At 47.4% G+C, this 12,294-nt stretch carries 9 protein-coding genes and 1 pseudogene; 7 read left to right on the plus strand and 3 right to left on the minus strand.

Annotation, left to right across the window (positions count from 1 at the left end; genetic code table 11):
* Positions 1-35 precede the first annotated feature (35 nt).
* Entirely contained in the window at positions 36-416 is a 381-nt protein-coding gene (locus tag ACH9L7_RS19790; protein ID WP_396613980.1) for a hypothetical protein, read from the minus strand.
* 648 nt (positions 417-1,064) lie between these two features.
* A complete protein-coding gene (locus ACH9L7_RS19795; protein WP_396613981.1) occupies positions 1,065-1,583 on the minus strand; it encodes a hypothetical protein in 519 nt (172 codons plus the stop codon).
* 53 nt (positions 1,584-1,636) lie between these two features.
* On the opposite strand from ACH9L7_RS19795, the pseudogene ACH9L7_RS19800 reads away from it, so the two are divergent.
* From ACH9L7_RS19800 to ACH9L7_RS19815, 4 genes and pseudogenes are all read left to right on the plus strand, one after another.
* Positions 1,637-1,766: pseudogene (locus tag ACH9L7_RS19800) on the plus strand (site-specific integrase); the annotation flags it as partial.
* Between the two features lie 123 nt (positions 1,767-1,889).
* On the plus strand, positions 1,890-2,660 hold the full coding sequence (locus ACH9L7_RS19805; RefSeq protein ID WP_396613982.1) for a hypothetical protein: 771 nt from the start codon (positions 1,890-1,892) through the stop codon (positions 2,658-2,660).
* Between the two features lie 95 nt (positions 2,661-2,755).
* Positions 2,756-3,046, plus strand: a complete 291-nt coding sequence (locus ACH9L7_RS19810; protein ID WP_396613983.1) for a hypothetical protein — start codon at positions 2,756-2,758, stop codon at positions 3,044-3,046.
* 93 nt (positions 3,047-3,139) lie between these two features.
* The gene (locus tag ACH9L7_RS19815; protein WP_396613984.1) at positions 3,140-4,861 is read left to right on the plus strand and encodes a DUF2254 family protein; all 1,722 of its coding nucleotides are present in this window, start codon (positions 3,140-3,142) and stop codon (positions 4,859-4,861) included.
* Between the two features lie 37 nt (positions 4,862-4,898).
* On the opposite strand, the gene ACH9L7_RS19820 is transcribed toward ACH9L7_RS19815, so the two are convergent.
* Entirely contained in the window at positions 4,899-8,993 is a 4,095-nt protein-coding gene (locus tag ACH9L7_RS19820) for an ATP-binding protein (protein WP_396613985.1), read from the minus strand.
* A gap of 162 nt (positions 8,994-9,155) precedes the next feature.
* Here ACH9L7_RS19820 and ACH9L7_RS19825 point away from each other — a divergent pair, with 162 nt between their 5' ends.
* The 3 genes from ACH9L7_RS19825 (at position 9,156) to ACH9L7_RS19835 (ending at position 12,000) form a co-directional block, all read left to right on the plus strand.
* The gene (locus tag ACH9L7_RS19825; RefSeq protein WP_396613986.1) at positions 9,156-10,064 is read left to right on the plus strand and encodes a hypothetical protein; all 909 of its coding nucleotides are present in this window, start codon (positions 9,156-9,158) and stop codon (positions 10,062-10,064) included.
* Positions 10,065-10,633: 569 nt separating this feature from the next.
* Entirely contained in the window at positions 10,634-11,545 is a 912-nt protein-coding gene (locus ACH9L7_RS19830) for a ParA family protein (RefSeq protein ID WP_008322121.1), read from the plus strand.
* Between the two features lie 14 nt (positions 11,546-11,559).
* Positions 11,560-12,000 (plus strand): hypothetical protein, encoded by a 441-nt coding sequence (locus ACH9L7_RS19835; protein WP_396614021.1) that lies wholly within the window; start codon positions 11,560-11,562, stop codon positions 11,998-12,000.
* Positions 12,001-12,294 lie beyond the last annotated feature (294 nt).

A 12,294-nucleotide genomic window follows, 5' to 3' on the forward strand; every position in this document is an offset into this window, starting at 1 on the left:
CACGTAATTCCAGACATATATAGACGTGGGTTGAATCACTTAGTTTTCTCATTTTGTTCAACAAATTCTAACTGCTGAATAGCTCTGAAAGATACAAATCGCTCCCTTGACTCTCGTATCAGGTTGTCTGTTTCATCTGCTGAACCCATCATACCAGAGACCTCACGTTCAACAACGCGTTCAGATACCTCTTTGAGCAGGAACCCTGGTGGAAATGACATTACTTTCGATATTTCACCCTCGATTACGTATCTTACTTCATTTGTGGAGGCAAGTGAGGGGTGGTGCTCATGATTGACGTTCTCAATACGAATTCGTCTCCCGCGATATTTCCGCCAGTACTCTATTTGCTCCGATATCCCACCCGCTAAGCTTAATATCGTAGTCAGACCAGCCGACATCTCAATTCCTGACATATGTGGTATTTGGGTTTCCTTCGAACTATATTTTATTTAAGTTGAAGAAGAATATAATATGGCGAATTTCTTCTATCGTAGATACTCAAAAATACAGTAAATCTCCGCATTCTACCTAATTGGGGCGTCCCATTCACTCAATAAGGATAATTCGTGTTTCTTCCAGATGGTCCGTACCACGTTCAAGACATAAATCACGATGGTTGGAGTGAGGGCACGTAAGCGCCCGTGAGATACTTATCGAGGTGGCAAAGGCAACCAATTACGACGGTGAGTTACTTAACCGCTCCAATTGGACGTGACTCCAGAACCGGATAGAAATACGCATCTCCCATCTCGTCTCGGGATCAGACCTCAGTGTCATCAGCAAACCGGTAGACAGTTGTACTGTCCTCTTCTGAAAGAACTTCTTCAATGCGCCCAGCGTCGGCGAGTTCGGTACAGGCCATCAACACGCCAATGATGCTGTCGAAGTGGCCAGCGCATTCCATAAGTCACCGAAGTTGACCGGGAGATCCCTCACCAATGGTGTCGAGAGTTCTCTGAACCTCACGTTTCGTCTTTCGGTCGGCACTACCCAAATCAGCCACTGTTGAATGGTATTGCTGGCAATCGTATTTTGTTTTTGAGTGCTACATTACTACGTGCTCACTCTCTACTTGTGTGGCCCCCCTGTTGCACAGTTTCACTACTGGAGATTGTAATTGTCACATTGACGTCGTCGGCAGAGAGTTCTTCTATTGTCTCAATCGCAAACCCAGTGACCAGCTCGTACGCCCACCGTCCCAACCCCCTGTACAGTAGAGCGAAAGATTTCACGATGATCACTGCCTCCGTAATTTCGTCATCTGTCGGTCCATCTTTACTGCGAGCCATCGACTTGAACGCAGATGAGGGATCGAAGTCTTCCCAGTGGTAGAGTATGGCAAAGTCAGTCAGCGAGTGTCGCATCTTCTCGTCAAGCCGGGTGTGGTACCGTTCTGGTGGTGGGTCCCTCTGGCCATTGATGGATTCCGCGATACACACCCAGTCTGCCTGGGTGAGGAAGCCATTTCCAATTCCCCTAATGAACTGTTCGTCCTCGTCGACGAGTTCGCTCCCACACTCGTGACAGTACCTGGTCGATTCGGTTGCTCCTGTTGATCTGCACTTACGACACTTCTTCATGTGTCGCATTCTACCCCACAAGGCATAGAACCGTACACGTCACTTCGGACTTTGAGGGGATTGCTGAAGACCAGGGGAGTTCGTCGACGGAGGTCTTCTTCGGAATTACCTATCGAGAGAGCAAGAGCGGAAGGCCCGTCGGCGGGGAATGTACGAGAAGTTGACACGGCGTTTGGTCGTTAGATTGTGTTTCAACTGCTTCGGGACCGCGACACAAACGAGACTGCATCGAAGTAGGGTGTTCAGAGGTTCGAAATGTCGCAATAGTATACAGTAAAAAGTGTCCAGAACCTAATGATATTGTGAATGCCAAAAGCGTTGATCAAAGGTGAAACCCATCTATCCAAGAAGGATAAACAGGCCTTGATGGATTTTGACCTATCTAATTTTGACGCCGTCTTTCGAGAAGGCTACGACAAGGATTACTTCCAGAGAGACATCGATTCGCTCTACGCTTTATTCGCTATCGGGCATGTGGTATACGGTGCAACGTACGGCCGGTTTTACATGTCGACAGATGGTTTTCGAGCGAAAGCCGAGAATCAAGATGTCCCATTCCACGGAAAGATCGACGCAGCAATTCACGAAACATATGAGATGGTCTCGAACTGGAAGCGAGCTCTACTTTTTGCTCTTTCACCGTTCTTTGCGGCAATCATCCTTGGCCTGATTTCAACGCCGTTTCGATTGGTCGTGGAAAAACTAGCACCACAATGGATGCCTGCACTAGTGTACTCCGCTGCCATCGGGATGATATTCGTATTTGGATTTGCCTGGGCGCTAGCCTATTTTCTACTCATTGAAGGTAGAGCGATGTATGATCGAGACGAGGGCATGGCTGAGAGTATCCTCCAGATTTCGGATGAAGAGGGATACCAGACAGTCCTGGTTAGTTGTGGAGGAAACCACCGGAAAGGCATAGCCAACTATCTTCGAGACGAAGGTTGGGATGTCGAAGAACAGACCACTGATAGCCCAATAGGGAAGATCTATCTTTGGAAAGAATGGTTGGTCAATTCTCTATCTCCAAAAGAACACTTCAACGGGATCGTAGCAAGTCTGAAATCATTGTTTTGAGAATCCAAGGTAGGTTATGTTTTTGAAATGCCCTCAACAAGTACTGACTGAATAGGATGCCGGGAATGGAACACGGTCTTGAGAGAGGTTTCGGAATGGTTGTCGAAGCGTTAGTAGTTGCAGCCATGTTTTCGGCAATAATTGAGAGCGGGCTTGTACCGAAGTTCCACTTCACTCTCGTCAACGTGATTTCGATAATAGGGCTCGTTTTCCTGATCGACAAATCCCGCTACTGGTCGTTTGGGTACCTGGCTGGCTGGATTCTGGGACTCTTCTTTTCGCTTGGGACGTTGATTCAAACCGAATTCCTTGGTGTATTCGACTTACTGGTCTATGGTGCTACGGCGTTCGGCGCAGTCTACCTTCGAGCAAAGATTCACATGTGAGTATAGAATCTATCAATATCAGATGAGGAGAAGTTGCTTAAAATCAAGGTCGAAAATATGATACACAGATTGATAACCGGACTTTGAGTGACTATGAATTTCCCAACTAATACTTACAAACGGTTTCTTGAGCGAATTCCAACCACAGTTCTCGTATCAACTCTGCTCTTCCCGATGGTGGGTATTGCAGTAAGTTTGTCCACCAATTGGGCCGCTGGTCCAAACAATACCAGTTCTTTGCTCAGTGCTTTAGCTGGCGCTCAAGCTGGTGTTTTAGCAATTGTGTTCTCTGTGACTTTGATTGGGATTCAGTTGATTGGAACCCGGTATTCTCCGCGTATGGTTTCAACCTTCATTCAGCAACCGATTTTTGTGTATACATTCGGACTGTTTGTGTTCTCAATCGCTCTTGATCTTTGGTTGCTTTACAACGTTCCCGGATCATCAGTTGAGTGGCACACTGCAGGGGTTTTCGGTTCAAGTGGAATGGCAGCCGCTACTGCATACTGTTTGTTTGTATTTGTTCAGGAAGCAACCGAGCAAAGTACTCCCGAAGGTGCCATCGGTGCCTTTGTTTCAGGGATGACTGCCGAACGATACCTAATGAAGGTTCAACAATCGGCTCAAAATGGGTCTGACGAACCTCATCCCATGCGTCCTCTGTATAGTCTGACGATGAATGCTCTCTCACAAGGTGAGCGCGTCACCGTTGAGAAGGCAATTCGTGAATATGGAGAACTCGTTCAAAGAATTCTGAGAGAGCTAGATAGCAATGGCGTGTTTGCGGATTATGATCCGAATGTAACAGATGAGTTGTCTGAGCCAGTTCTCACAGAGCACTTAGTGGAAATCGCTCTACACGCTGAGGAAACAGACGAGTCTCAAATAGTCGACCAAGCCACTGAATGGCAATACAAGTTAGGGAAAGACGGTCTGGATCGTTCTATAGGAAGGATTGGACGCCATGCCGAAAGAGGGCTCTCGAATATCCTGCTCCATGCACCTGTTGAATCATCCCTAATAGCCGCAAACAATGCTTGGAGAAGACTAGGTAAACTCCTCGTAGACGCCTCAGAACACCCAGATCCCGACCTTGTCTGGCTAACCTGTTCTTCAATGGAGCACAATGTCAACCGTCACTTGTGGAAAGTAGACGACATCAGATGGTACCAGAATTCCATGATGCGTCTCTACCTTAACTTAGAGAAATCACACGAAGCGCTACTTGAGCAATACGGCGACTATCTGAAAGAAGTGGGGATGGACTGGCAACATGAACATGTCCCGGATGATTATCCGCACCGTGAAGAAGTCCGTGCTATCTACCAACTGAAAAGTACGCTATTCAAGACCACAGAAAGTTTTCTCCGATTTCTAATCCAAAATGACGTCTACCCTATAACTGAAGGCAACTTCAAAGATAACTGGCAGAACATCTGTACCCAAGCCACCAAATCCGGAGCCGATGACTACGCTACAGTCCTCTGTCAAGCACTAATTGAAATCGCATTCATTCACGAAGCTGAACCAATAGACCATGGGATATCTTGGTCGAGCACAATCGGACGAGTAATGCACAACGGCAACGCCCAAATCGTTGAAGCAGCGTTTGATCGGATTCTCGAATACGACTATAAGGAGAAAGAACCCGGCCCGGTCTTTGCAGGAGAAATCGAAGAACACCCGAGAAAATACTACCAAAATCAGATCCGACTCGAAGATTCTTTGCCTTTGAACAACCAAGAGAAATTCAAACAAATCATCTGGGACATCAGAAAGGAGGCAATTGAGCTGCGACAAAAACTAGCCGAATAAGGCATCGAGGATGTGTGCTACCAATTAATATTTGAATTTAGAAGGTACCCATGTGCTCGTCCATGAAGTCTCGATCCATTTTCAAGCCCTCAGCTACGAAGTGGTTCGCGATTCGTAGTGCGATTTGACGTGGGTCATCACCTGCAGTGACGGCATTCTCGTAGAGTTTTTTCCGATGCTCTTCTCGACTTGTTCTTGCAATATTTGACCAAGAGCTGTCCGAAACAGCACTTACAAGTTCTTGATAGAGTTTGATTGCTATTCTTGGGTGCCGTTCAGAGGTTTCTGAAAGCCACTCTTCGGTCATCCTCCAGTAGACAGAATAGTCGGCGATGAACGGAAGTGTGCGGACTATCAACCTTTCCTCGCTTTCCAGAGTGGTTGTCGCAGTATTGCGAACACATTTCAGGAACTGCCTTGCCTCATTTCTTGTCGTTCTCTCCTTTGTTTCATTGGTTGCATCTGCTTCAAGAGTGTCCAGTCTCCATGACCAAAGATCACGAACGGAGTTCCAGTACTCATCAAGCACATCGTCTTTCTCCGCTTTCGAAGCTATTGCAGTTGCGAGGTCAGCAGCAGTCTCGGGAGATGCTTTCTCGTAGAATCTGAAAATCAAGCTATTATCATTCGACAATTCTTCTTCGCCGAAAATATATGAAGAAGCTACATGGGCAGCTGTCGGCTGAGAAGCAATACTGTATCCCTCATATTCGTTTTCGAGTAGGTCGATAGCGTGAACATAGTATGGTCGGAAGAGGTCAACACCCCACATCGAATTGTGAGCAGCATATTGGTTCCATGCTGCGATGAAGAGCTTTCTTTGTATCGTATCGGAGCCTCTGGGAAAGATATCTTCTATATGCTGTTCAACCAGATTTTCATCAAGGTTCCATAGTTGGTAGATCCTTCGGCCAATTACCGATCTAACAGCAAGCGAAAAGTCATCCGTAATTCGAGTACGGACGGCATAACGCAACTCGTCATCAAGCTCTTGTCTGTCTCTTTCATCACGTAACCAACCTGCAAACGTCAGTAGTGCGTTGAGGGCCATTGGCCGAGTAGAGTTGATTGCTACGTGTGTTGGTTCACCATAACCAGCCATGCCTTCAGACGGTTGATCAGTTTCCTCATCGGGGTCGTGGTCCTCAACCAGTGTGAGTAAAATTTCACGGATTTCGGTCACGTGGTCTTCTGGGAATGAAGTTGTATCTGTGTGGATTCCTTTATTGAGCAGTTTGGCGATGTTGGTTCGACAAGAGTTACTCCACTTTTCTGGATCGGAAACAACTGTTTGGCAAAGTTGAACTATAGAGTCCCAGGAAAAGACCATCTCATCATCAAGAACCTCTTGAAAAGCACGGAAAGCGGCTTGAGCGTACCGTGTATTCGCATCTTCTAAGATCGAAATTTCACGAGCATATCGCTCTGGGTGTTCTTTGATTAGATCGCTGAGTTGCCGAGAAAATCCAAGATGGTTGTATTCTTCCATCTGGCCTTCCTCATTCTTTTCCCAGAGTTCTGATTGAGGTGGTTCCCATTCTACGGCCTTCGTGAGAACTTCTCTTGGGGGCTGTTCTATTAGTTCGTCTGTTGATTCTGGGCCTCTTTGATTGACGAAACCACCGGTAACCTCTGGTCGGCGTGATTGAGTTAGTGATTGCTCCGGATCGCCGTACTTCTCTTGTAGCGTCTTTAGATACTCCGCGTGCTTACCGGGAAGTGAGTTGGCAATAAGGTGAAGACGGTCACGTCGCCATTTTTCGATTATTCGTTTCTCGAAATAGTTTGTAGATTCGTCGTTATTTTCTGCCAGCCATTCAGCCCTTTCTTCTATATCGTCTGTGTAAGGGCCTCTACGAATAATTTCGCATACCTGTTGCTTGGGTTCTTCATCGAGAAGGTCGAATCCCTTCTCCAGTAGTCTATAAAATTCATAGTCAGTTACCCCATCACGGTAGTTTTCCTCACTTAGTAGTTCAGCTTCTACTAGGTCTGAGAATACGTCAGGATGGTTCCCGAGAAGGAAGAACCCAATACGCCGGAACATGGCTGGCCCGCTTAGGAGGTTTTCTAAGAACTCACGCCGATTATCGCGGTCTGGATATTCCTCGACCCAGTATGCGGCTGCCTCGGTAAAGTATTCTAAAAGCAGGTGTTTCAACTCACGGTAATGTTCATCAGAGTAGTTGAGGTCTCCAAGTGATTCTCGCCTTGCAATCACTTCGTACTTGACGTTGCCTTCCTTGTCCTCAGACTGCAACGCGAAATCAAGCTTTGACTTGAGAAGAGGGACTATTTTGTCGCTTTGCTCTTCGAGAAGGTCATTGAATATTTCTTCGAACGTACTCGTTATTGTGTAGTGCGTCATTCCCTGATCTTGCTGTAGCTGCTTTCCTGTGTTTTCAGGTCTCGGATGAAGCACAGCATCAAGAATGTCAGTAGCCGCACTGAACTCGTCGTTCTCGCATAGATGTTTCACTAGATCAAGGCCTCGAATCGCAAGGTCGTGATATGCCTCCGTTGTTCGAATCCATAGTGCTATCTTTTTACTCTCTTTCGCTGCATCTGCTGCGGGGAGATCACTTGCGAGTGAGATAAAGAAGTGTTTGAGATTGTCATCCTCTGTAGAAGTATTCTGGATAACTTTGAGTATGAAATCTGGTTGATTGTCAGCGATTCTGTTTAGGTACCCAACAAGTAAGTTATCGGGATTGTCGAATCGGTCGCGTCTGAAGAGTTCCTCTGCCCATGAAATATCAGCCTCTTCATCGTAGAAGTGACGTGCTACCTTTGGACGGTTATCTAACCTTAAAATGAGTGTGTCAACCACAGATTCTGGGAGGGATTCGGCATTCCACAGTTTGAGCTCATCAAGCAAGAGAATAGCAGGGTAGACGCTTAACCCACCCTCAGCAAGTGTAACATCAATCAGTTCGACTAACGCATCAGTACTTGATTCGGCTATATTTTCAGATAGATGATGTAGACAGGGGAAAACTGAGTCGACTTCTCTCTCAAGATCTTTATTATCTGATTCTATGAGTTCAATTGTCTGTTCGGCGTAGTGAGCAAACGCTCGGCTATGTGCTTCGTGTAGGGCCGTTTTATCTAAGCGCTGGAGAAGAAATTGTCGGAAGGTGTCGTGTATCTTGTATTGTTTCAAATGGATTCGGTTGCGGCCAAGGCGTTGTACAATAACGCGGTCGCTGAGAGCTCGAAGGAGCCGTGACGCCTCCACTTGGTCAACCCCATACCTATCGGATGTGACTCGGGCGCATACACTCTCATCTAAAACGTGGATAGGGGAAGTTGACAATAAGAACCGTTCTTCTTCATCAGAGAGCGAGCGAAGGTACCTCTTTTCAATTTCGTTGTAGACATCAGAATTTGGTACCTCAGGGAGTTCATCTTCTTTATTTGACTCAATAATCAATCCGAGATAGAGGGGATGACCTCCCACTTGATCGTGAATATCTTCTGCTGCTGTTTTATTTAGGGTGGAAAACGCCTGTTGAAGAAGTGAAACCGATTGAGCAGGCGAGAATGTCGATACCGTTACCGCGGTATCTAGGTCATCAAAGCCTAATCGTCCTGCAGTAACTAGCGTTAGATTATTTGTCGTGGTTTCTGCAGCTTCCCTGATTGCATCTCTTACTGCTTGATTATCAGTACTAAGCTTGTGGACATCATCAATACAGATAACAAGATGTTTGTCATCCGGAATTAGTTCTGAAGCCCGTTTGAGTACATCGCGATAACCAAGCTGAATGTCAGGTGCTTCTGGCGAATCTTCACCCCATGAGACCCCTGCCCCGAATCCAGCAGCACTCCCACTCACACCGGTCCATTTCCTACCTTCCTCTTTCAAATCATCCGGAAGGTGTTCGAGAATAGACCGGAAGATGACACGGTAGAGATCCTTGATCTGGTAGTGTTCACCGATAGCTCGAACCTCGACATCACTTTTACCATCGTACTCCTCTTGGATTCTCGAGAGAACCCAAGTCTTTCCAACACCTGGCTCACCAGCAATATGAACCAGAGGCACCCTTCTGCCGACATATTTGAACAGTTGTTCTTCTATTTCGGGACGCGATACATAGTGGTCTGCGTCAGAAGAATCACCCACCATTTATTCAACTGTTAGTGAGACGACTTTTTCAACCTTGTTACGGATACTTAACAGCACAGAGACCCACACTCATTTAAAAAATTCTAGCCATATTTATCTTGAAAACCCATGTGAAGCAAGGAGACTAGAAAGATACGACAACACATCCCTCTCAACGGTTTATTGGCCGCCGCACTCTCTGAGGTCAAATCATCCAACGTTGTCCTAAAAGGGCTCTCCGCAGACTATCTTGTAGAAAACACTTTGTTCAGCGAGAATACATTAGATAATGTGAATATTGGTCGACGTGAATTCTTGGCTACATCGGCTGTCGCCGGAACAGGACTAATTGCCGGGTGCGGAAGCCAAATCGAGGCATCGCCTGGCGAAAATTCTGATAAAGACGTACCCGCCCCTTCCGTTGACATACCAGACGGGTGGGAAGTCACTACACCCAATTCAAAGCCGATCGTCTTTGTAGAAGGGAAGGACCTCGGCGTGAGCTGGACCGCTGTTGGGCACACAAAACTCTATGAGAACAAAAAGCTCAGAGAGAGAATCAAGCAAGAAACCTTCGGAAAGATCGACCAGACCCTCATGGTTGCCTTCGCTAGTAGAATAGATTTCTTCTCTTCAATCGCACACCTTGGCACCTCATTCCAACAAGAAACCATCAACAGTGAAGTCCGTTCACAGATGCGAGACCGAATGACGGAATTCGGACTCACCGAAGTCACATACAAGGGCGAGGTTCAGAGAGAGGAAGAAACTAATCCTTCAAAGTTCCACAAGTGGACAGCATACTATCCTGTAGACGAGATTCCAGTCAACGACGTTGACATACCAAACGTCGAGAAAGACTCCTTCACCATCGGCGGAAAGAATCTCAAGATAGGGGGATTAGCAGGAGTCTGGAAAGAAGGTAAAAGTCTCTTAGCAGCTGGAGGGGTATACCCCGCAGATTACTATAACGAGAGACAGGAATGGGATGTTAGCGGAGCCATCCACCTTTCTCTGGATATTGAGATGGGATTCCAACCCACAAATTACAACCACCAGATAAAATCAATAATGGATTCTGTAGACCCCTGACCCTAAGCTGAAATCATACCCTCACTTTTCCACCTAAGCGAGGTTATCCAGACGAACTCACTGTCCTACTCTAAGTCAATTTTCGGAGCTGAGGCTAGTACACGAAATCAGGAGAGAGAACGTGACACCAACCGCTGTCTCTCATGCCTCCTCAGTTGCCTTCGCTCGGTAGATACCTGAATCAGAGAATCAATGAGTCAAAGAGTTCAGGATTACATGATTCGGAGAGTCACTGACAATCGCTAAGACAAGAATCATTGAATCCATGAATCCTTAAATCAGTGATTCAATGAATCAGCGAATCCATGAATCAGTGAATATTTGAAGCACTGAATCGGGGAATCAAGGACCCACTACTAGGAGCATGGCTTCACTGAATCAAGGAATCAGAGAGGGCAAGAGATTGTGATTCAATGAATCAGTGAATCAAAGAATCAATGATTCAATTATGCTGAAGCAGTTTAGGCACTTCAGCCCATCTACTGCTCGATTACGGCAGAAACAGGTTAAGGCAGATACAACTGAATGTCTGGAATGGATTTATGAGTCAGTGATTCAATGATCGAACCATGAGCGAGACACCCCGTGGATGGGGCGTCACACCATCCACTGGCATCCCCACGATTGCCTTCGGGAACCAGAAAGGCGGAACTGGAAAGACAACGGCAACGATCAACAGCGCAGCGGCGTTGGCCACTCGCGGCCACGATGTTCTGGCGATCGATATGGACCCACAGGCCGACATGACGAAAGGACTTGGTCTGGGGCCGGGCGACGAGAATGACCCTTCGAGTCCGAAGAACGAACTCCCCAACACACTGGTCACCGATGACGCGAACCTTCTCGACGTCCTCGTCGACAACCCGCGCACGCACGATACTAGTCTGTCGGAGATCGTGATCGAGGCCGACGAGTACGACCATCTGAACTTCGACCTGATTCCCAGTCACAAGGACATGGGGCTTGCCCGAGATTGGATGGACGATGCGAATGCTCGTCTCTCGTTGAAGCTCGCCCTCGAAGCGATGGTTGACGACGGCTACAACTACGATTTCATCGTAATCGACTGCCCGCCAGACCTCTCTGTCCTGACCGACGCGGCGTTCATCGCGGCACAGAACGTCTTCCTGGCTGCACAGACCCAAGCAACATCACGGGACGCACTTGACGACCTGTGGGACCAGCTGGAGTCTATCGAGAGCAACCAGCAGATTGAGATTGCAATCGTCGGACTCCTGGCGAACATGTACCGGGACGACGGTCAGTCGAAAAAATTCCTCAACGCCTTCGACGAGTCTTTCGCGTCGATGGCACCGATTTTCAAGCTCCCGATGCGAGTGGCGATTCAGCGCGCGTGGGACAACGGACGAGATATTTTCGAATGGGAGGACCCGAACGATCAGCAAGTAGAGCGTGACCTCTTCCTAGAAGTTGCAAAGACGATGGAACGGGCCTTCGACAAGGCCCAAGTGGAGGCCTAAGTATGCCCCGAGGAATGGATGAGCGGTTCGAGAACCCATCAGACGAAGGGGACGACGAGGGCGCTAGCGCCGAAGAGGAGGCTGCAGCGAGGTCGTCTGAAACAGAAGCAGAAACTCGAGATTCAGGGGAGGCCACGGGAAACCAGTCGAATCAGCAGCAGGGCTCGACCGCGAGTACCACCGAATCGTCCGCAAGTGAAACGGGAGAGACAGACGACGAGCCGCTGAATATCCGTGAGGACTGGGACTCAGCCACGATATACGTAGAACCCGAGCAAAGCGAGGATATCGAGATTACATTTACTCGCCTGAAAAAGCAGCTGAAGCGTGAGGGTATCACGCTGGAGAAGAACAAACACTTCTATCGTGGTATCTTCGAGGTGGCGTTTGGCGAACACCAAGTGGAAACCAAAGAGAAGATTCGCGAACTCGCAAAGCAAGACGCTGATCAATGAATCACTGATTCACTGAATATCTAATGTTCAGAGGATGGCCTAGCACCGGTATACAGCACTCATTGACCCGTTCTAATCTCTGTGTAGGCTAAATCAAACTCCACTTCACTGGAGCATCAACAGTTGACAGGGAGCCATTTTGTGGGTTGATCCAATTGTTAACCAACAAAACCGCGAGTCGAGAAGAACTGTTGGTTAAGGCATGGGAAGCTTGACTCGTATTCTCAGACAGAAAGAAGAAAATTGTGCAACCACACACCCCTCGTCAAGAGTGAAAAACTGACTGAAAGGTAG

Source organism: Haloferax sp. S1W, from assembly GCF_044593955.1.
Classification (GTDB): Archaea; Halobacteriota; Halobacteria; order Halobacteriales; family Haloferacaceae; genus Haloferax.